At 70.5% G+C, this 20,620-nt stretch carries 21 protein-coding genes and 1 tRNA gene; 5 read left to right on the top strand and 17 right to left on the bottom strand.

Translation table 11 applies throughout. The annotated features are described in order from the left end of the window. From QZ433_RS09240 to QZ433_RS09265, 6 genes are all read right to left on the bottom strand, one after another. Positions 1-1,122, bottom strand: a 1,122-nt coding sequence (locus tag QZ433_RS09240) for a serine/threonine-protein kinase (RefSeq protein WP_295782377.1), incomplete at its 3' end; no start/stop codon positions are given. Continuing rightward, positions 1,119-2,573, bottom strand: coding sequence for a penicillin-binding protein 2 (locus tag QZ433_RS09245; protein WP_295782379.1), 1,455 nt, complete (start codon positions 2,571-2,573; stop codon positions 1,119-1,121). The genes QZ433_RS09240 and QZ433_RS09245, both read right to left, overlap by 4 nt. A 49-nt stretch (positions 2,574-2,622) precedes the next feature. After that, a complete protein-coding gene (locus QZ433_RS09250; protein WP_295782380.1) occupies positions 2,623-4,026 on the bottom strand; it encodes an FtsW/RodA/SpoVE family cell cycle protein in 1,404 nt (467 codons plus the stop codon). Further along, positions 4,023-5,261: a PP2C family serine/threonine-protein phosphatase gene (locus tag QZ433_RS09255; RefSeq protein WP_295782383.1), complete on the bottom strand. Its 1,239-nt coding sequence runs from the start codon at positions 5,259-5,261 to the stop codon at positions 4,023-4,025. The genes QZ433_RS09250 and QZ433_RS09255 overlap by 4 nt, the downstream gene beginning before the upstream one ends. 9 nt (positions 5,262-5,270) lie before the next feature. After that, the gene (locus QZ433_RS09260; RefSeq protein ID WP_295782386.1) at positions 5,271-5,810 is read right to left on the bottom strand and encodes an FHA domain-containing protein; all 540 of its coding nucleotides are present in this window, start codon (positions 5,808-5,810) and stop codon (positions 5,271-5,273) included. Next, positions 5,807-6,544 carry a DUF3662 and FHA domain-containing protein gene (locus tag QZ433_RS09265; RefSeq protein ID WP_295782389.1) on the bottom strand — a complete coding sequence of 246 codons (738 nt, stop codon included), beginning with the start codon at positions 6,542-6,544 and terminating at the stop codon, positions 5,807-5,809. The genes QZ433_RS09260 and QZ433_RS09265 overlap by 4 nt, the downstream gene beginning before the upstream one ends. A 152-nt stretch (positions 6,545-6,696) precedes the next feature. Between QZ433_RS09265 and QZ433_RS09270 the strand changes: the two genes are divergently transcribed. The 4 genes from QZ433_RS09270 (at position 6,697) to QZ433_RS09285 (ending at position 9,821) form a co-directional block, all read left to right on the top strand. Continuing rightward, positions 6,697-6,780: transfer RNA gene (locus tag QZ433_RS09270), tRNA-Leu, on the top strand. Positions 6,781-7,527: 747 nt separating this feature from the next. Continuing rightward, positions 7,528-7,794 (top strand): GlsB/YeaQ/YmgE family stress response membrane protein, encoded by a 267-nt coding sequence (locus tag QZ433_RS09275; RefSeq protein WP_108317556.1) that lies wholly within the window; start codon positions 7,528-7,530, stop codon positions 7,792-7,794. Between the two features lie 108 nt (positions 7,795-7,902). Further along, positions 7,903-8,772 carry a CHAD domain-containing protein gene (locus QZ433_RS09280; RefSeq protein WP_295782394.1) on the top strand — a complete coding sequence of 290 codons (870 nt, stop codon included), beginning with the start codon at positions 7,903-7,905 and terminating at the stop codon, positions 8,770-8,772. Between the two features lie 38 nt (positions 8,773-8,810). Next, the gene (locus tag QZ433_RS09285) at positions 8,811-9,821 is read left to right on the top strand and encodes an endonuclease/exonuclease/phosphatase family protein (RefSeq protein ID WP_295782397.1); all 1,011 of its coding nucleotides are present in this window, start codon (positions 8,811-8,813) and stop codon (positions 9,819-9,821) included. Between the two features lie 4 nt (positions 9,822-9,825). On the opposite strand, the gene QZ433_RS09290 is transcribed toward QZ433_RS09285, so the two are convergent. From QZ433_RS09290 to QZ433_RS09320, 7 genes are all read right to left on the bottom strand, one after another. Next, entirely contained in the window at positions 9,826-10,149 is a 324-nt protein-coding gene (locus QZ433_RS09290; protein WP_295782399.1) for a hypothetical protein, read from the bottom strand. A gap of 230 nt (positions 10,150-10,379) precedes the next feature. After that, positions 10,380-11,075, bottom strand: a complete 696-nt coding sequence (locus QZ433_RS09295; protein WP_295782402.1) for a response regulator transcription factor — start codon at positions 11,073-11,075, stop codon at positions 10,380-10,382. Further along, entirely contained in the window at positions 11,072-12,379 is a 1,308-nt protein-coding gene (locus QZ433_RS09300) for a histidine kinase (RefSeq protein WP_295782405.1), read from the bottom strand. Before QZ433_RS09300 ends, QZ433_RS09295 begins: the two co-directional genes overlap by 4 nt. Positions 12,380-12,383: 4 nt before the next feature. Further along, positions 12,384-12,587 (bottom strand): hypothetical protein, encoded by a 204-nt coding sequence (locus QZ433_RS09305; protein WP_295782407.1) that lies wholly within the window; start codon positions 12,585-12,587, stop codon positions 12,384-12,386. A 9-nt stretch (positions 12,588-12,596) separates the two neighbouring features. After that, on the bottom strand, positions 12,597-13,244 hold the full coding sequence (locus QZ433_RS09310; RefSeq protein WP_295782409.1) for a GntR family transcriptional regulator: 648 nt from the start codon (positions 13,242-13,244) through the stop codon (positions 12,597-12,599). Between the two features lie 216 nt (positions 13,245-13,460). Continuing rightward, positions 13,461-13,865: a hypothetical protein gene (locus QZ433_RS09315; RefSeq protein ID WP_295782411.1), complete on the bottom strand. Its 405-nt coding sequence runs from the start codon at positions 13,863-13,865 to the stop codon at positions 13,461-13,463. 10 nt (positions 13,866-13,875) lie between these two features. Further along, positions 13,876-14,688, bottom strand: a complete 813-nt coding sequence (locus tag QZ433_RS09320) for a ferritin-like domain-containing protein (protein WP_295782413.1) — start codon at positions 14,686-14,688, stop codon at positions 13,876-13,878. A gap of 338 nt (positions 14,689-15,026) precedes the next feature. Between QZ433_RS09320 and QZ433_RS09325 the strand changes: the two genes are divergently transcribed. After that, complete coding sequence (locus QZ433_RS09325) at positions 15,027-15,233, top strand: cold-shock protein (RefSeq protein WP_056225145.1); 207 nt, start codon at positions 15,027-15,029, stop codon at positions 15,231-15,233. Between the two features lie 55 nt (positions 15,234-15,288). Here QZ433_RS09325 and QZ433_RS09330 read toward each other — a convergent pair whose 3' ends face one another. The 4 genes from QZ433_RS09330 to QZ433_RS09345 are packed head-to-tail and all read right to left on the bottom strand — an operon-like array spanning position 15,289 to position 20,366. Continuing rightward, complete coding sequence (locus tag QZ433_RS09330) at positions 15,289-17,352, bottom strand: bifunctional lysylphosphatidylglycerol flippase/synthetase MprF (protein ID WP_295782425.1); 2,064 nt, start codon at positions 17,350-17,352, stop codon at positions 15,289-15,291. 39 nt (positions 17,353-17,391) lie between these two features. Then, complete coding sequence (locus QZ433_RS09335) at positions 17,392-18,582, bottom strand: hypothetical protein (RefSeq protein ID WP_295782427.1); 1,191 nt, start codon at positions 18,580-18,582, stop codon at positions 17,392-17,394. Continuing rightward, complete coding sequence (locus QZ433_RS09340) at positions 18,575-19,267, bottom strand: HAD hydrolase-like protein (RefSeq protein WP_295782430.1); 693 nt, start codon at positions 19,265-19,267, stop codon at positions 18,575-18,577. Before QZ433_RS09340 ends, QZ433_RS09335 begins: the two co-directional genes overlap by 8 nt. Before the next feature lie 10 nt (positions 19,268-19,277). Continuing rightward, the gene (locus tag QZ433_RS09345; protein WP_295782434.1) at positions 19,278-20,366 is read right to left on the bottom strand and encodes a helix-turn-helix transcriptional regulator; all 1,089 of its coding nucleotides are present in this window, start codon (positions 20,364-20,366) and stop codon (positions 19,278-19,280) included. Positions 20,367-20,620 lie beyond the last annotated feature (254 nt).

Here is a 20,620-nt window from a genome sequence, read left to right on the forward strand (position 1 = left end):
CGCGCTGGTGGGCGCGGCGTCCGGCTCACCCTGATTCGCGAGCAGCGTGAACAGTGTTCCGCCCAGCACGAGCGCCAGCAGGACGATGAGCGCGATGAGCGGCCACGTCCAGGGGCTGCGCTTCTTCTTCTGCGGGGCCGGGTCCTCTTCGGTGTGCTCCTCGGTGAGGAGCGAGGTCGCGGCGGCCGCGGGCATGAGCCGCGTCGTCGCCGAGGTCTGTCCGGCGGTGAGCAGCTGCGTCGCGTCGTCGACGGCCGCGGCTCCGGCCGCGACGGCGGGCACCGCGGCGGCGGCGGCGGCGAGATCTCCCCGGCGCAGGGCCGTGGCGGCGCGCGAGACGGCGGCCGACGAGGCAGGACGATCGTCGGGCTTCTTGGCGATCATCGCCATGACGAGGTTCTGCACCGGAACGGCGACCGTCGGCGGCAGGGGAGCGGGCTGCTCGTTGATCTGCGCCATCGCGATGGCGACCTGCGATTCGCCGGTGAAGGGGCGCTTACCCGCCAGGCTCTCGTAGGCCACGATGCCGAGCGAGTACGTGTCGGTCGCCGGCGAGGCGGGGTGACCCGATGCCTGTTCGGGCGAGAGGTACTGCACGGTGCCCATGACCTGGCCGGTCGCGGTGAGCGGCACTTGGTCGGCGATGCGGGCGATGCCGAAGTCGGTGATCTTGACCCGGCCGTCGGGGGTGATGAGCAGGTTGCCGGGCTTGATGTCACGGTGCACGAGACCGGCCGCGTGAGCCGCCTGCAGGGCCGCGGCGGTCTGCGCGACGATGTCGAGCGTCTTGTCGCTCGACAGCGAACCTTCGCGCTCGAGGATGGTCGACAGGGCCTCGCCGGGGACGAGCTCCATGACGAGGAAGGCGCTGCCGTCCTCCTCGCCGTAGTCGAACACGCTCGCGATGCCCTCGTGGTTGACGAGCGCGGCGTGGCGGGCCTCGGCGCGGAAGCGCTCGAGGAAGCCCGGGTCGCCCATGTACTCGTCTTTGAGGATCTTGATCGCGACGGTACGTCCGATGACGTGGTCGGTCGCTTCCCAGACCTCGCCCATCCCGCCGATCGCGATCCGCGAATCCAGCTCGTAGCGTCCTCCGAAGGTCACACCCTGCGTCGGTCTCATTTGCTCAGCACCGCCTCCATGACCTTCTTCGCTATCGGGGCGGCGATCTCGTTGCCGCTCCCGTTCTGCCCCCGGCCTCCACCGTTTTCGACGACCACGGCGACGGCGACCCGGGGGTCGTCCGCCGGTGCGAAGCCGGTGAACCAGAGAGTGTAGGGACGGGAATCGTTCTCCGCGGTGCCGGTCTTACCCGCCACCCGGACCCCCTCTATTGTTGCATTCGATGCCGCGCCGTCCTGGACGTTCGCCGTCATCATCGACACCATCTGCGCGGCGATATCGGGCTCGAGGGCGCGACCGAACTCGCTGTCGGCTCCCTGGTCGGTGACGGACAGATCGGTGCCGATCACGCGGTCGACCATGCGCGGGTTCATCACCACGCCGCCGTTGGCGATACCCGCCGAGACCATCGCCATCTGCAGGGGGGTCGCACGCACGTCGCCCTGCCCGAAGCCGCTCAGCGCGGTCTGCGGAGCGTTGGGGGACGCGGGATAGGTGGATGCCGTGGACTGCAGCGGCATGGTGAAGCTGGTGTTGAAGCCGTACTTCTCCGCCTCCGCGCGGATCGCGTCGTCGCCGAGCTCGACCGCCAGCTCCGCGAAGGGGATGTTGCAGCTGAGCCGTAGGGCCGTCGCGATGGTGACGGTGTCACCCTCGCCGCACGCGCCGCCGCCGGCGTTGCTGACGACGTTCGTCGACTGCGGGAGGGTGTACGCCGCGAGATTGGGGAACGCCGAGTCGGGCGTGTAGCGGCCCGAGGCGAGGGCCGCCGACGCGACGACCAGCTTGAAGGTCGACCCTGGCGGGTTGAGGTCGCCCGCGATGGCACGGTTGTCGAGCGGCTTCGCCGAGTCGGCGACGAGCTGGTCGTACGCGGCGTTGACGCTCGCGGTGTCGTGCGAGGCGAGGGCGTTCGTGTCGAAGCTGGGCTTGGAGACCATCGCCAGGATGCGCCCGGTCGACGGCTCGATCGCGACGACCGCGCCCTGCAGGTCGCCCAGGGCGTCCCAGGCTGCCTTCTGCACGGTGGCGTCGACCGACAGCTCGACGTTGGATCCGCGCGGGGCCTGACCGGTGATGGCGCGGTCGATGCGCGAGAAGAACTGGTTCGAGTCCTGTCCGCTGAGCACGCTGTTCTCGGCCTGCTCGATGGCGGTGCGCGAGTCGAGCACGGGGTTCATGTACCCGGTCACCGGCGCCCACATCGCGGCATCCGTGTACTGCCGCTGCCAGCTGTAGACGTCGTCGGACGGGACCGACTGCGCGATGGGCGTGCCGCTGGCGATGATCGATCCGCGCTGCACCTCGTACGAGTCGTAGAGCGCGCGCGTGTTGCCGGAGGTGTTGGTGAGGGCATTGGCCTGCACCACCTGGATGATGCTCGTCGAGGCAAACAGCGCCAGGAACATCGCCAGCATGACGATGCTGAGGCGTCGGAGCTCTTTGGTCACGGTGCCTCCTCACGGATCGGGGTGTCGGCGGGTGCGGTCGGGTGGATCATCAGCCGATCACCACCCGGGGGCGGCTGCGCACGGCATCCGAGATTCTCAGCAGGAAGGCCACGATGATCCAGTTCGCGATCAGCGACGAGCCGCCGGCGGCCAGGAACGGGGTGGTGAGACCGGTGAGCGGAATGACGCGCGTCACACCGCCGACCATGATGAACACCTGCAGGGCGATCGTGAACGAGAAGCCGGTCGCGAGCAGCTTGCCGAAGTCGTCCTGACCCGCCAGGCCCACGCGGATCCCGCGGCTGGTGAAGACCATGTAGAGCGCCAGGATCGCGAACAGGCCCACCAGGCCGAGCTCTTCTCCGAGGCTCGGCACGATGTAGTCGCTCTGCGACAGCGGCGTGATGTACGGCCGGCCCTGGCCGAGACCCGTGCCGAACAGGCCGCCGTGCGACAGACCGAAGATGCCCTGCACCAGCTGGTAGCTGCCGCCGTCACGGTCGATCACCTCGGGGTCGAAGGCGTTGAGCCAGTTGGCGAAACGACCGTTGACGTAGGGGAGGAACCGGGATGCCAGGAACGCACCGCTTGCGACCAGCACCAGGCCGATCAGAACCCAGCTGGTCTTGCCGGTCGCGACGTACAGCATCGCGACGAACATGCCGAAGATGAGCAGGCCCGTACCGAGGTCGCGCTGGAGCACGATGATGCCCAGCGAGACGAGCCAGATGATGAGCACCGGACCGAGTTCGCGCGCACGCGGCCACGTCATGAAGAGGAAGCGCGTCCCGGTCGAGGTGAGACTCTCGCGCGTGCGCACCAGGTACCCGGCGAAGAAGATGGCCAGGCAGATCTTGGCCAGCTCACCGGGCTGGAACGACACGAAGCCCAGCGACACCCACACGTCGGCGTTCTGGTCGGTGCCCAGACCCGGCACGAAGGGCAGCAGGAGCAGCAGGATGCCGACCAGGCCGAACAGGTACGTGTAGCGGAACAGCACGCGGTAATTGCGCACGAAGATCAGCACGACGAGAGCCGCGACCATCGCGATCGCCGCCCAGGCGATCTGGCGGTGGCCGGTGGCATCCCACCCCGTCGACTGCTCGGCCAGGTCGATGCGGTAGATCATCGCGATGCCCAGACCCGTGAGGACGGTGGCGATCGGAAGGACGAAGGGATCGGCGTCGCGCGCGCGCAGGCGCAGCACGACGTGCGTGATCAGCGCCAGGACCGCCGGCACCGCCGCGAGCGTGAGGAAGCCGGTCTCGACCGCTCCCGTCGCGCCGAGCTGCACGAGGACGACCGCGCCGGCGTAGACGGCGATCGCGAAGACGAGCAGGCCCAGCTCGCGGTTGCGCTGCTTCGCGGGGACGCGGATCTTCTTGAGCGCGCGCATCACGGCCGTGTCGGTGGACACCGCATCCGAGGATCGGGTCAGCTTCTGGTCGGTCATCCGCTTCCCTCCGCCGTGGGCCGCAGCCGGTCGACGATCTGCTCGGCGTCGCTGAGCGAGCGCGCCGAGATGGTGGCCTCGACCGTCTGACGGTCGAAGGCCGACAGGTCGGCGAGCACGATGTCGGTGTCCTCGTAGACGTTCGACAGTGAGATCGGACCGATGGACTGCTGGATGCCGCGGTAGATCACGACCGAGTCGTCGTCGGCGCCGACGTAGTACCGCGTCTGCGTCCAGTTGTAGCCCGCGAACAGGCCCGCTCCGATGCCGACCAGCACGATCAGCAGCGCGGCGAGCCAACCGAAGCGTCGGCGGCGGGCGCGTCGGCGGTCCTCTTCGATCAGCTCCTCGAGGAACTCGGCGGCCGGCTCGAAGTGCGTGGGCTCGTTCGCGACCTGGCGCGCGTGGTGCAGCCAGTTGGAGCGCCCGGGGCGCGCGGCGGGGACGACGACGCCGCTCGGGTTCGACGCCGACCCCACGATCGTGGGGGTGCCGATGAACACGGGATGCTGACCGCCCACGTCGACCAGGACGACGGTGACGTTGTCGGGAGCGCCGCCGTCGAGCGCCTGCTTGAGCAGGGCGTCGGCGGTGCGGGCCGGGGGCATGCCCAGGGCGAGGGTCTTGGCGGTGTGGTCGTCGTCGACGACGCCCGACAGTCCGTCGGAGCACAGCAACCAGCGATCGCCGTCCTGCGTCGGCATGATGAAGCTGTCGACCTCGGGGTCGGGGTCCATGTCGCCGAGCACGCGCATGAGCACCGAGCGGCGGGGGTGGTACCGCGCCTCTTCGGGGGTGATGCGACCGGAGTCGACCAGACGCTGGACGAACGTGTGATCGGCCGTGATCTGCGTCAGGGTGTCGTCGCGGTAGAGGTAGATGCGCGAGTCGCCGATGTGGCCGATGACGGCGTAGTCGTCGACCATCACCAGGGCGCTGACGGTGGTGCCCATGCCCGCGAGCTCGGGGCGTCGCGCAACGGTGTCGATCAGCTCGGCGGCCGTGTCAGCCAGGGCGTCGCGGATGGCGTGCTCGGCCTGCGCCGGCGTGCCGAACGGCTGATCGAGGTCGGTGAGACGGCCGATCGCCAGGCTCGAGGCGACGTCACCGCCGGCGTGACCGCCCATGCCGTCGGCGACCACGAAGAGGTTGGACCCGGCGTAGCCGGAGTCCTGGTTGTTGGAGCGCACCTTGCCCGTATGGGAGATGGCGGCGCTCGAGCCCTGGAAGACCATGGAGGAGGGTTACTTCCTCAGCTCGAACGTCGTCGCGCCGACCTTGATGGGTGCACCCACCTTCACCTGCACCGGCGCCGCGACACGGACGCCGTCGTGGGAGGTGCCGTTGGTGGAGTCGAGGTCCTGCAGCATCCACTGATCGCCCCACAGCACGAGACGGGCGTGATGACTGGAGGTGTAGTCGTCGCGGATGACCAGGCCCGATTCGCTCGAGCGTCCGATCGTGAGCGGCTCGGTGCCGAGCGGCAGTTCGAGGCCGGCCTTGGGGCCGCTGGTGATCACGATGCGCGACACCGTGGACGTCGTCGCGAGGCCGCCCACGGGGGCGGGGGCGGGAGCAGCGGGGCGCTTCACCTGCGTGGTGACCGCGTCGGGCGCCGCGGTCGGCGCGGCCGCCGCCGGAGCGGGGGATGCCGCCGGCTCGGGGAGCTTGCGCACTTTCACGCCGAACAGGTCGGCGCGCAGCGAATAGACCACGCCGAACACGAAGAACCACAGCAGGACGAGGAACCCGCCCTGCAGAAGAAGAAGAGTCAACGGACTCATGACTGGGGTCCCCGTTCCCGGACGTCGAAGAGGCGCGTGGCGTCGGACGCCGACGGGCGCCGCGGCGGCTGCGCCTGCGCCACCACACGGAACACGATATTGGTGCGGCCGATCGAGATCGTCGAATCGGGCGGCAGGGCGGCCTCGGAGATCTTGCGGCCGTTGAGGGTGGTGCCGTTGGTCGAGCCCAGATCGCGGACCATCGCGCGCTCGCCGTCCCACAGGATCTCGACGTGCTTGCGGCTCGTGCCGGCGTCGGAGATGGTGATGTCGGCGTCGCTTCCGCGCCCGATGACCGTGCGCGCACCGGTGAGGGGATGCCGCGTACCGTCGATGTCGACGACCCCGCGCCACGCGATGCGGCCCTCGGTGGTCTGCGAGTCGACGCGCAGCGTGCCGGTCGACAGCGACGTGTCGCGCTCGATCGAGATGGCGACGGGGCCCGCGAACGAGTAGCCCTGCGTGCGCGCGTGCTTCTTGACGAGCGTGTCGAGCTCGGACACCAGCGTCGAGCCGAGCGCGCTCATCCTCTCGTCGTCGGCGGGGGAGAGGCGCACGCTGAACGTGTTGGGCGCGAGGATGCGATCGCGCGTGACGACCACGGCCTTCTTATCGAGCTCACTGCGCAGGGCAGAAGCGATCTCCACCGGCTGGATGCCGCTGCGGAAGGTCTTCGCGAACGCACCGTTGACGGCGCGTTCGAGACCCTTCTCGAAACTGTCGAGTAGCCCCACGAGACTCCTTCAGGCAGGCAGACCAGTAGGCACATCGTAGTCAGCACGCCTGGACAGGTCATGGAAGAGGGCTTCCTGGGCCGCGTTTCGTCGTGGGGTCGTGGCCGTGATATTCTCGGGAAGTTGAGTTCGTGGCATCCGTGCCGTGACTCGCGCGAGTGGCGGAATAGGTAGACGCGCTGGCTTCAGGTGCCAGTGCCCGCAAGGGCGTGGGGGTTCAAGTCCCCCCTCGCGCACAGCAAGACGAAGGCCCCGGAAATCTCCCGGGGCCTTCGTCGTTTCCGGGGCGGGTGCCCACCCGGGTTCGGCACTGCGATCGGCTGAAGGGGGCGTTACCTCACGTGAAGGATGATGAACCGCGGCGTATTGCGCAGCGAGTGCACGACGTTCTCTCGGCACACGAACCCGATCTCGTTCTCACCGCGGAAAAGCAGTCGAACCCCGAGGTCTGGCTGATTCACGCGAGCATGCAGTCCAAGCACCGGAGAGTTGTTCACGCCACCATCGGCTATTTCGACAATGTCTCGACTGCAGGGCGACAAACGATGGTGAGGCCGCGGAGTTTTCCCCACATCTGTGGATAACTCTGTGGACAGCGTGTGTGAAAGCGGCCTTCGGCTGTGTGCAGCGATGTGGAGAACCCGGACATTCGTCGCTCTCTTCGAAACTACACACGCGTAATTCCGCCTCCGACTCTCGCCGTTCCGTCGTTGTTCGCGGCATGTCCGATGCGAGGGGCGGCCTGTGGAAAACCCGGGGGATAACTCGCGTCGCGCGGCGTCGAGCACCCCGTCGCGCGGGGTCCTCCCGCCCCGGGTGAGAGGGTGGCATCCGTCATTCCGAGAACGCGGTCCGGTCACACACCCAGAATTTCGCGCCGGAATCAACCCACCTGCCGTTTCGGATAGCTGAGAGGAAGCTGGGTGAAACGAGAGCCCGCCTCGAGCGGGTATCGGTTCATACTCGCTGAAAGGAACACAACAATGGGATTCTTCGGATTTCTCCTCCTCGGCCTCATCGCCGGCGCCATCGCAAAGCTGATCCTCCCCGGCAAGCAGGGTGGCGGCTGGCTCATCACGCTCGTCCTCGGCGTCGTGGGTGCCCTGCTCGGCGGGTTCCTCGGTAGCCTGCTCTTCAACGCCCCCCTCCAGGACTTCTTCTCGCTGCAGACGTGGCTGCTCGCCATCGGTGGGTCGATCATCGTCCTGCTGATCTACGGCCTCATCGTGGGTCGTCGCGCCGCGCGCTGACACCGGTCGCAAAGGCCCGGGGCGGGTGGACCGCGCCCCGGGCCTTTGCGCGTCCGCGGCGACGTCAACCCCGCGGCATCGTGGCGTCCACCGCCCTAGCGTGACGGGATGTCACGTGCGTCTGTCTCCGCGGAAACCCTCGCCCGCCGGATCGTCCAATCGGCCTCCGCCGACGTCGAGGCCACCGAGGCGGCGGCGCTTGGCGACGAACCGGACGGACTTCACGAGCACCGCACGCGAGTGCGGCGCCTGAGCTCCGTCCTCGCCTCGATGAAGCGACTCACCGACGACCCCGCTCTCGCTGACACCCGGGCCGCACTCGCACCGTGGGGGCGAGTGCTGGGAGAAGCGCGGGATGCCGAGGTGCGCGCCGATCGCGCCGAGAAGGTCATGGCCGAGTGGGGTATCGACGACTCGGACGCGCGTCGTCGCCTGGTCGGTGACGAACGGGCCGAGTACCGCCACCTGCACGCCCGCGTTCTGCACGCGCACGAGACGCCGGCCGGCCAGACGCGTCGACAGCTCGTCCGCGAAGCGGGTCTGACGCTCCACCTCGACGATGCCTCGGCGAAGAAGACCTTCCGCCGTCTGCTGCGCCGGGACGCTCGTCGTCTGGCGCGCGCGGTGCGCCGCTCGGACGGCTCTCTCGACCGATTGCACGACGTCCGCAAGGCCGCTCGTCGCCTGCGCTACCTGTCCGAGGCCGTGAACAGCGCCGATGCCTCGCTGCTCGGGGGCGACAACCGCCGACTCGGTCGTGCGGCCAAACGGGTCCACAAACTGCTGGGCGAGCACCGTGACGATCTGCTGCTCGTCGAACGGGCCGTCGAGACGCATCGGCGTGCCTTCGTCGCACAAGAGGCGACGGCGCCCTACGACGACATCGCGCGCCGCGCGCAGTCCCGTGCGGACGCGCACCTGGCCCACCTGCCGGAAGCGTTGCAGAAGGTGCGGAAGGCGACCAAAAGGCTCGGCTGAGTTCCGTCGCACGCGGGATCACCGATTTACTGAGGGGGATGCCGAAAGCCCCCCGCCCCGTCTTCGTCGTGGCCCTCTTCGTCGGGATCGCCCTGGCGGCGGTCGTGGTGTGGCCGCAGGGGGTCGGCATCCATCGTCTTCCGTTCCTCTCGAACGTGATCGCTCTGCGGGGCGTGCTCGTCCTGGGGGCCGCCGTCGCCGCCGTGCTCGTGGGGATGCTCGCCGCCTGGCGTCGTCGCGGGGGCGTCGTGGCCGCCCTGGCGATCGCCCTGGCCGCGGTGGCGGTCGGGAACGGGGCGGTGCTGCTGGCGCGATGTGTCGTTCCGCCGGCGCAGGACGAGCGCACGGGCCGCGAGCTCACCGTCCTGTCGTGGAACGCGTACGGCGGTGGAGCGTCGGCCGAGAGCGTCGCGGGGCTGATCCGCGAGACGGGGGCCGACGTCGTCGCCCTTCCCGAGACCGACGCCTTCGCGGCCGCGCGGATCGTGCGTCTGCTCGCGTCCGACGGCGTCTCGATGCGCCATGACACCATCGCGGCGGCGCCGGGCGGTGAGAGCATCCCGAGTTCGCTCCTGGTGTCGACGGCCCTGGGACCCTACGAGCGCGACACGACCGTCGCGTCGACCCCGGGCCTGCCGAGCGCCGTGTGGCGCCCCGTCGAGGGGGGAGGACCGACGATCGTCGTCGCGCACCCCATGCCCCCGCTGGCCGCCGTCGTGGACCAATGGGACGCCGGGCTGAGGTGGGTCGCCGCGCGCTGCACCGAGCGTGACGTCATCGTCGCCGGTGACCTGAACGCGACCCTGGACCACTTCGCCGGTCTGGGCGCCGACGCAGGCGACATCGGTGGCTGCCGAGACGCCGCCGCCGAACGGGGTCGAGCAGCCGCGGGCACCTGGCCGGTGAGTCTGCAGATCGCGCTCGGCGCGCCAATCGATCACATACTGGCCGGGCCGGCGTGGCGGGTGACGGGGTTCGACGTGCGCGACCACATGGACGACGCGGGGAGCGATCACCGACCCCTCGTCGCCACCCTCGTGCGCGGGTGAGGCGTCACGTCGGATCGGCGTCGACGCGGGCGTTGTGACGGAGCAGAGCGATGAAGAGGGGAGCGAGAAAGAGCACGGTCATCAGCACCGCGGCGACGATCGCCGCCCCGCCGGGGCTCGTCGCGATCATCCCGCTCGTCGGCGACATCCCCATCACACCGAGGGCGAGTCCCACCGCCCGCAGGGCGACGGCTGCCCCGGGCGCTTTGCGCGGCGCCCGCCAGAGCGGGACGCGCGCGCCGCGATACGCACGCAGGGTCAGCCCGATCGACCACAGCCACATCGCCGTACCGACGACGATCGCGATGACCCACACCCATGTCGCCATCGGTCCAGCCCAACACGGGTCACGGTGCGCGTCAAGGCACCGACCGCGGGCGGGGGAGTGACGTCCGTGCGAGGCCGCCCCCAACTTCCGGCCTCGCACGGACGTCAGCGGCGGAATCGTCACGCGCGCTGTGGGTGCAGTCTGGCGGTTCCGACCCACCGGAGGAAGAGGGGTTGCGCGCGGGTGGGTGGAGCGACCCGTGAACGTGCGGTCCGGCGGGCGGAGAGAACTCAGGAATTCGTCCGAATGGACGACGGATCGCGGCGTTGCAGCCCGTTGCGTGCACCCCAGAGCGCGAGCTGCGTCCGGTCCGACAGATCGAGCTTGCGGAGGGCGGATGCCGTCTGGCTGCGCACGGTGTTGATGGACACCGACAGGTGCCGGGCGATGTCCTCGGTGGCCGTCACCCCGCTGCTGAGCAAGGCGACCACGCGCGTCTCGGCCGCGGTCAGCAGCGATACTTCGTGGGGCGCCGCGGGCAGCGGCCTGGCCTCGCGCAGTTCGCGGATCAGGCGCGGAGCGACCCGGGGCGAGATCGTCGCCGTGCCGGCGGCGGCCCCGCGGATGACGGGGAGCAACTGGTCGCTGTCGTGGCCCTTCAGCAGGTAGCCGCTCGCGCCGGCCTCGAGGGCGTCGAGGACGAAGGCGTCGGACACCTCACTGGTGAGCAGGATGACGCGGCATCCGGGATTCTCCGACGTGATGATGCGGGTGGCCGCGATGCCGCTCATGCCGGGCATGTGCAGGTCCATCAGCACCACGTCGGCGTTCTCGGCCCGTGCGCGGACGACGGCGTCGGGGCCGTTGGCGGCCTCTCCGGCGACGCGGATGCCGGAGGCGTTCTCGAGCCGTAGTCGGATGCCGCGACGCACGGTGCGATTGTCGTCGACGATCAGCACGCCGATGTCGGCTGCGGCGGCGGTCATGCGCGACGTGCGCGCACGGCGCCCTCGTCGATCGATACCGGTGCCTCCATGACGACCAGCCACCCGTCACCGTGTGGAGCGGGTCCCGCCTGGAACGTTCCGTGCAGCAGTTCGACGCGTTCGGCCAACCCCGTGAGTCCCCATCTCAGGCCGTGGGGATCTGCACCGGTGACGGCCGTGCGCCCGGGCGTGTTCGAGACGCTCACCCGGACGGCGTGCGGTCCCACGCGCACGTCGATGGCCGCATCCGCGCCGGCGGCGTGCTTGGACACATTGGTCAGAGCCTCTTGCACGACGCGGTACGCCGTCGTGGACACCATCGCGGGAAGATCGTCGACGGGTGCGTGGACGCGCCGGATCACGCTCATGCCGCGATCCGTCCAGAAGGCCACGAGGTCGTCGAGCGCCCGAAGATCACGTGTCGGCTCGGCCTGCGACCCGCTCTCGGCGCGCAGGTCGCGCAGCGCGGCGTACAGACTCGCCGAGGCGAATCTGCCCTCGGCCCGCATCTCCTCGATGAGCGTCGCCGCCTGATCGGCATCGAGCAGGTCGATCTCGACCGCGGCGTCGGCCAGCGACAGCAGACCCGCGAGATGCTGGCCGGCGACGTCGTGCAGCTCCTGGGCGATGCGCGCGCGCTCGAGGGCCTTGGCGCGCTCGACCTCGGCCTCGTGCTCGCGTGCCGCGGCCGCGACCTGCGCGCTGGCCCTCCGCAGCCGCCGCATGCGCCCCGCCCACCAGGCTCCGAGCGCCGCACCCCCGATGACGGGTGCGGCGAAGGCCAGCCCATCGGCGAAGGTGTATCCCCAGGCGGCGCTGGGCGGGAGGCCCGCTCCCAGGGCGTATTGGAAGATGACGACGCACGCCAGGGCGATCACCGCCGCGGTCGTCGCGATCGTGGTCACGGCCCGGCGGTGCACGGCGAGGAAGAACGCCGCGACGGCCACGACCAGCGCCATGCCGGTCAGCCAGCGGGGCACGTCGACGCCGACCATCAGACCGAGGTAGCACACCGTCGTCCCGAGCACGGCGATCACGGGCGCCCGCGCGGACAGCAGCAGCAGCGCGCTCTGCACGGCGCACCCCGCGACCACCACCGCGACGACCACGGCGAGGGGCAGGCGGTAGTCCCAGGTGAAGTCGCCCATGACGATCGCACCGAACGGATTGGCCATGGCCTGAACGGTCGTGACGACGAAGACGATCGCGACGAAGACGAGCATCGACAACGGCCGGCTCAGCAGGCGGGTGAACGCCGGAGCATCGACCGGCTCGTGGTCCTGTTCGTCGTCGCTCGTCGGCACCGCGTCACTCTAGCGTCGGCGGAAGGACGTAGACGACGCCGTCACCGTCGCGGCCATGCTCCACGAAGCCGAGGCGGACGAGCTCTTCGTGCGCGGGATGATCGGCGGGAACACGGACGGAGAGCGGTCGCTCGGCCTCACGGGCGATGAGCCGGCGGAGGGCCTCGGTGGTTGTGGCGTCGTCGTCACGCAGGTCGATGAGGGGCATGCGGTCACGCTAGCCGGGGGTCGGATCGTGATCCTCGTGCTTGTGCGACCAGTCGAAACCGTGCAGCGAGAGGAAGCTCCACGTCGCACCGTTGGCGTCGCGCGAGAGGATCTGCCGACGCAGGGTCGCGAACAGCGGAGCCCTCGTGTCGTCGTCGATGCTCTGCCATCCCTCGAGGTTGCGTCGCAGGACGAGGTCGGTCTGGGCGAGGGCCTTCGCGAAGACGATGTTGCCCGACGCGTCGACGATGTGCGCATAGAGGCCGAGGATCGCTCGGACGTAGGCGGCGGACGTCGGCGCGTCGCGCATCTCGTCGAGGCGTCGCGCGGTCTCGGCGAGATCGTCGTCACCGGCGCGCTCGACGGCGACGCGCAGTGCTCCGCCGATGGTGTGGGCGGCGTACTCGCGCATGTCGCGGCGGGCGCGATCGCTCAGCGCGGCGACCCGGGTATAGCGGTTCGCGGCCACCTCGACCAGCCCGATGCGCTCCAAACGCTGCAGCGCCTCGCGCACGGGGGTCCGCGAGATGCCCATCAGCACGGCCAGCTCCACGTCGCGCAGGCGGTCACCCGGTTGCAGTCGACCGTCGACGATGGCCTCGCCGAGCTGCCGGTAGGCATCGTCGACGAGGGCCGATGCGCGACGCCGACCTTCCATCAGCGGGAGTTTACGACCCCGGGTTATCACAGAACCTGGACAGAACTGGCTGATTCTTCGTTTTCGTGTCGCGCGAGAGGTCCGGCGCCGGTAAAGTGATCGCCGTCACGCCTCGCGTGACATATCCGGGGGGATCCGTCGACGCCCGGGCTTCGAGCTCTGCTCAGCCCGGGCGTCGTATGGGCTCGGGGCGGACCCCGCAGACGCTGCGCGAGGTCACGGGAGCGCCGGAACCGGTGCGGTCAACGGGATGGACGACAGGAGCCCGGCGACCGAAGCGGTCACGCAAACGAGTACCGGGACGATGACACCGCGCACGCTGAGCCTGCGCGGCCACATGCCGATGGCCACGACGATGAGCAGCACCACGACGTGGGCCACGACGACCGGCGTGACACCGAGGTCGTTCACGAGTGCGTCGGCGTACTCCTGGCCTGCTCGTCCTTCATCCTGCCGAGCGCCCTCCTTGACCATGCCCAGCCAGAACCAGGAGACGAAGACGACGACACTCGCGAGTGACGTGAAGACCCACAGAAGGCTTTGCCGACCGGAGCCGCCCGGAGTCGGACGTGAGGTCGAGGTCAGACGGACGGGGTCACCCGACTGCGCCGATGAGGACATGACGCTCAACCTATCCGTGGCGCGGACCCTCGGATTCCTCGACGACGCCTGCTGTGGGCGCTCGCCCAGCGGGCGCGACGAGATCGCGGCTGAGAGATGCTCCGGCCGCGCGGCGAAAAGATCGCAGCGCCGCTCCCCAGTACACCCTCACCGGCATTCCGCACACGCGAAGCGCCGGACCGTGGTCGACAGCGACGACGGTCGCGGCTCCGACGGCGACGCACCACCACGCGATGAAGACGAGCGCGCGGACGGGGAGCGTCCGCGACGCGAGTTGTTGCTTCAACTGATCGATCTGGAAGGCGAGGTGGTGTTCCTCGTCGAGGGCGATCCGAGTGCCGATTCCTCTGATCACCTCATCGGGTGCGGATCGTGCGAGGACGACGAAGTAGGGCATTGCGACAGCCTCCGCGGTGAGGAACAACGCCAATTCGGTGCGCAACCCCAGAGAACGGCGTAGCCGTGTGAAGATCCGGTCGGACCAATGACCGGACAGGGGGGAGGCCTTCAATCGGTGCAGGCCGCGTCGGAAGAGCGCCGAATGCTTCTGCTCCTCAGCGACCAGCATCCTCAGTGCTTCCTGTTGAAGGGCGCCACGACTCCCCGCCTTTCTCAGCAGATGAACACCGTCGCCGCCCTCTCCCAGCTCAAATCTCTGAAACGACCTCACGAGCGCCTGCCGAGCGTGCTCGGAAAGATGCGCCGGCGCACTCCCGTCGATCCGAGCCTCGATCTCCGCGTGCGCGACGCGGTTGTCGGCGAAGTGGCGCACCCATCGCTCGAAGACGTCGTCGCTGATCGCCGTGGGTGCGGATGACATCATCGCGCCAGTCTCGCAGGCGTGTCCGCACCGTCGCTCCGACCCGTGCGCCAGCCGACACGAGGGCGGCCCACCGAGCGCGGCACGTCGAGAACCCCCGGACGCCGCGCGCGGCGCGATCGACGCGGGCGGATCCGACCGCCGTTCGGATGCCCCGGCCCACCGCGCGGCCGAGGTGTCTCGACGAGCCGCCGACACCGTATACGCCCTGCGTGAGGGTCGACGTGTCACCACTCGCAACGTTTGTGTCACGGAGTCGTGCGCGCACAGGCCATCGCCGTTACCGTGGGGCTCACAGTCCGGTGCGCACGGTGCCGGCTCAAGCGGAAAACGGCATCACCATGAGCACGCAGGGCACGGTCAAGTGGTTCAACTCGGAGAAGGGCTTCGGCTTCATCGCTCCCGATGACGGCAGCCAGGACGTCTTCGCGCACTACAGCGCGATCCAGTCCGGCGGCTACCGCTCGCTCGAAGAGAACCAGCGCGTCGAATTCGAGGTCGCGCAGGGCCCCAAGGGCCTGCAGGCCGAGAACATCCGCCCCCTCTGATCTCCCGCCGACATCCTTCGGCACGAACCCCGGCGCATCGCTGATGCGTCGGGGTTCATTTTTCGTGGCGCACCAGATCGACCCCCGCCGCCGCGAACTGGCGCAACGTGGCGTTCGGCAGGAACGCCCGCGTGAGCGCCGCGCCGATGCGCGTGAGATCCGCCTCGTCGCGGTAGAGCAGGTACATCGTCTCGTAGCGGGGGTGGAACTTCTGCTTGAAGCGGTGCAGCGAGGCGAAGCCGTAGACCGGCTCGAGGATGTCGGCCAGGCGCGTCTGCAGATCGGCGATGACCCCGGCATCCACCGGATACTCGTGCGCCAGGGGCGCACCCGACAGCGACATGACCTGTGCCCCCTCGGCGGAGAACTGCTGGGCCGACGAGCCGATCAGGTACTCCATGACGGGTCCGAAACCACCGTCGCGCCGTCGCATGAGGTCGAGCGTCCATCCGCGAACGCCGTCGTCGCCGTAGACCGGCAGCCACGACAAGAACCCGTCGACGTCGCCCGCGGGCGAGAGCGCCAGGGCCAGGCGCACCTCGGGATCGGCCGCCTCGTGCAGGGTGCCGAGGGTGAACCCCATCTCGGGCAGCCCCTTGTCGCCGACCCAGCTCTCGGAGATCGCCCGCAGCTGCTGGCGCACCCCCCAGGGTTCGGCATCCCATCGTGAGAGGCGGAAGGTCATCCCCTCGCGCTCGGCCCGGTTGAGCGAGGTGCGCACGGCGCCCCACGCCTTGCCGGTGAAGCGAAGGCCCGGCAGATCGACCACGGTGTCGTCGGCGACGACGATGCTGCGCCACCCCTCGGGAACGGCGTCGCGCGTCTCTGCTCCGGCGCTGAAGAAGCACGGCGCGAGACCGGCCGTCTCGGCGGCACGGACGAACGCGCGCACCGTCTCGGCGCGGGTGCTCGTCGGGCCGAGGGGATCGGCCAGGGCGAGAGCGACGCCGGAACGCCGCTGGTACGCCACGATCCCGCGGCCGAAACGGGCGTACGCCATGCCCTCCCACGTGGTCATCCACGACAGGGTGCCTCCGCCGGAGGCGCGCAGCTCGTCCTTCACGTCGCCGACGTCCGGTGCCGGGCTGTCGCCCAGGGCGGCGCGGGGGCGGGCGCGGAACGCCGACCGCACGAGCACGAAGTACACCGCCGCCAGCACCCAGAGCAGCGACGAGGCGAGGACGCTGGTGACGTCGGCATCCAGGTCGCTCTCGAGACCGGTCGCGCCGACGAGGATCAGGATGCCGATGAGCAGAATGATCAGGACGAGGTTGAGCGCGCTGTAGACCAGCACCACCACCCACGCCCACCGGCGCCCGCGACGCAGCGCCGTGGCGACGACCAGCACGATCGCGGTGTTGACGGCGACGTCGACCCACGAGCCCGAGACGGCCGCGGAGTACCCGAACGGCCCGGTCATCGGCGCGACGTAGCCGAGGACCTCGATCGCGCCGAGAGCGCACACGATGACGAAGGCGAGCAGGCGTTGCTCGCGGACGCTCACCCGCTGCGGACGCAGTGACCGGTCGACGGAGAGGACCAAGCCGACCGCGAGGACGTGCTCGAGGTCGGGCAGCGACCCGTAATAGACGAACGCGACCGAGAGCACCGCGATGACGACCGTCCACGCGCGCAGGCGCCACGGCGACGGCAGCAGGACGAGGGCGCCCGCGACGCACGCGAACATCCCGCCCGAGGGGCCGACGTCGAGGGCGGTCGCCTGCTCCTGCGCCCACGACCACGGCAGCAGTGCGCCGACCCACAGCAGGATCGCCGCCGCGAGCACCGAGAACAGCTGCCCGACCGTGAAGAGAGCGGCGGTGACGCGGGAGCCTCGGCGGTACTCGAGGAGGGCCATCGCGACCAGCACCGGAACACCCGCGAGATACACCCACGGGTGCGAGACGAAGAACGTCCCCGTGAGGGGGGTCCACCAGCGTCCCTCCGCGAGGGCGGGAAGGCCGTATGCGACCTGGACGAAGGCGTCCGATTCCTCGAACGGCGTCCACAGCCCGCCCGAGACGACTCCGACCAGCACCAGCACGACGGCAAGACCCAGCGTGACCGGGACGCGCCCCGCGAGCGTCCGCAGCCGCACCGCCGCGCTGTCCTGCCCCATGCCGCCCACGATAGGGCACGCCCGTGTCGCGTCGCAGGGTCAGTCGTCGGCGAGAGCCCGCCACGCGGCGCGGGCCGCCTCGAGCGCGGGCGCGGCGTCGGTCTCGGCACGCGCGACCGCCAGGCGCCGCCGCGCGTCCTCGAGCCGCAGGCGGCGAGCGATCGAGGGGCGGACGTCGTCGGCCGCGTCACCCGCCTCGGCGGTGGCCAGTGCCGCCCGAGCGCACGCGAGGGTTCCCGGCAGCGCAGCGCGCGCGGCCTCGAGGCGGCGCCGCGGGGTCAGGGCCTCACCGACCGCACGGTCGCGCTCGGCTCGGACGCGCGCCACGACGGCGATCGCTTCGCGCGGTCGGCGCGCGGACCGAACGGCGGCGGCGTCCAGCTCGTCGTGGGCGCTGCGCAGGCGCGCGGTCGCGTCGGGGGCGCAGGCCTCGGGCCGGGTGGCGGCGGCGGTGTCGGCATCCGTCAACTCGGCGCGAGCCGCCGCCATCTCGGCCGCGACGTTCTCGGCCGCCTGTACGCCGATGCGGTGCTCGTCCTCGACGGCGCGCAGGCAACGCGCTGCGCGGCGCAGGGCCCGCGTCGCGACCAGCAGGTGTTCCTCGTCGCCCCGCGCGAGGGCGGCGTCCGCCGCGGAGAGGGCGAGGGATGCCGCCTGCGCCGCCCGCTCCGCCTCCCTGCGGTCCGCGGGATCGAAACGCTCCCGCAGGGCGGCGAGCAGGGGCGCCGGGTCGCCGGCCGCGGCGACGACGGCGTCGCGGCGTCGCCACGCGGCCGCGCGGAGACCCTCGGCCTCACGGTGCGTCCGCGCCCATGTCGACACCGTCGAGCGGGCTTCCCGAGCACGATGCGTCTGCGTCCGGAACGTCTTGGTCAGCTGCCGGGCGCGGTCGCGGCGCGAGGCGGCGACCGAGGTGTCGCCCGACAGATCGAGCACGTCGGCGAAACCGCGATCCCGCGTTCGCCGGGCGGTCGCGCGTGCTCGACGCAGGTCGGCCGGCAGATCGCCCGCCTCCACCGCGTCGAGCGCGTCGAACGCGACATCGAGGTCGTCGACCGCGTCATCGAGCTCACCCAGCGCCGCGGTCGCCTCGCCCAGCGCGGCGCTCGCTGCGGCCCGCGCGCGCGGGGAGCGCCGCAGGACGCGGACCGTCACCACGGTCGCGAGAACCAGCACCGCGATCACCCCGAGGGCGATCGCCGTGGGGATCAGCCAGGGAATCTCAGTCACCGACTGCGACTTCTGCGTCCACCAGCAGCAGCGCCCGCAGCTGGTCGATGTCGTCGACCGCGGCCTGCGCGCCCTCGGCCTCGTGGGGCCAGCTGAAGCCCCAGCGCACGAAGATCACCGGGACTCCGGCATCCTGCCCGCCCTCGACGTCGTGGTGGCGGTCGCCGATCAGCACGGGACGCGAGGTGTCGAGCCCCTGGGCTTCGAGTCGGCGCAGCGCTTCGCGGACGATGTCGGACTTGGCCGACAGGGCGCGCTCGTCCAGCGACGCGCCCACCGTGGCCTCGAGCGAGGGGGCCAGGCCGAAGTGATCCATCAGCGCGACCACCTGCACCTCGGGCTTCGAGCTCGCCGTCGACTGCGGGATGCCGGCGGCGTGCAGGTCGTGGACGAGATCGGCCACTCCGGGGTACAGGCGCGCACTGACGGTGTAGCCCTCGCTGCGGTTCAGGCCGCGGTAGAACGCCACGGCCTCGGTCGCCTGCTCGGGCGTCATGTCGACGTTGACCTGGAAGGACTCGAGCATGGGCGGTCCGATCCAGCGCGAGAGCTCCCCGCGCGTCGGAGGGGTGCGGCCGAAGTGCTCGAGCGTGACCGTCAATCGGCGCAGGATGCCCTCCGAGGCGTCGACGAGCGTTCCGTCGACGTCCCACAGGACGCAGGAGAAGGGGGAGCGTGCGGGCATGCGCACCACGCTACCGGCGCGGCATGCGACCGGATCGATCGGCGCGGGTGCGCAGACGACCGGTGCGGCGTGAACCGCCCGTGGCACGTCCCGACGCGTCGAGGGTGGGGGAGGGTGGGCTCAGACGTTCCACCAACGGCATATGCACCGCGGGCACGCGCAACGCCCCGTGCAGCCACACGAAGATGATGAGGGCGATGAACCCCGTCAGCAGCTTGTCGATGAGCGAGGTGAGCACGTTCGCCGAGAAGACCGCGCCGATCAGCGGCACGCCCATCGTCGCGATCGTCGAGGTGACCGCGTCGAAGCCGTGACCCGCGAAGCCGCCGAAGACCAGCAGCCCCAACGGCGCGCCGATCGCCGAGCACACGAGGGCGGCGATGACGTTCAGCACGAAGAAGCGCCGGATGTCGTCCCCCATGCCGAAGCGACGCACCCCGTATCCCCACACCAGTGCGCCGGCGACGTTCACCAGGGCGAATGCGGGTGCCGCGGGCACCCCCACCGTGACACCCAGCAGATTGCCGGCGACCGCGACGACGGCGCCGTGCCAGGGGCCGAGCACGATGGCCGTCGCCGCCGTGCCGACCATGTCGAGGAAGATCGGCAGGTTCAGCGCCTGCACGACGGCGAGACCGAGCAGGTTGAGCAGGATGCCCCCGGCCAGCAGCACCGCGGTGACCCAGCGCCGGGGCGGTGGTGACGTCAGCGCGGAGCGCGTCGCGGGTCGAGCGGGCACGGGCGGTGCGGGCGGATCGGCCGCGGCGGGTTCGGATCGGGCGCGCTCGCCGTTGCGCCGGACCTGGACGCTGCGACGGACCCACCGGTCGGCCTCGGCCTCATCGGCACCGAGGGCGCGGACGATGTCGCGCAGGAGGGTCGTGTCGATCCACGTCCGACCCGGCCGGAAGACGTCGTAGACGGTGCTGCGCGGCGGCGCGGCAGCCTCGGCGGGGACGCCGCGCTCGATGCGCAGAGCCCCGATGCGACGACCGAGCTGCGCGAACGAGCATCCGTCGGCGTCTTTCAGGGCGACGAGATCGGCGGCGATGCGATCGAGGGAATCCGGCTCGTCGTCCGGCGTCGGCACCACGGTCACGTCTCCCCCTCACGCGACTTCGCCCCCCGCGTCGTCCGCTTCGCGCCACTCTAGCGAGCCGATCCGGGGGCGCGAACGGCTTGCCGGGGCGCGTCCGGGGCGCGTCCGATCGTCCGGAACCGTCCGGATCGGCCCTCCGGCCGGGTGCGTCGGCGCGCGGCGATCTACCGTCGAAGCCAGTCGCCGTTGTTCGGGTGGTGACGGATCCGGCTTCGGGGGACGCCGTGATCGGCGGGGTCTCCGGGGGGCGGAGA

This window comes from uncultured Microbacterium sp. (assembly GCF_913776565.1).
Classification (GTDB): domain Bacteria; phylum Actinomycetota; class Actinomycetes; order Actinomycetales; family Microbacteriaceae; genus Microbacterium.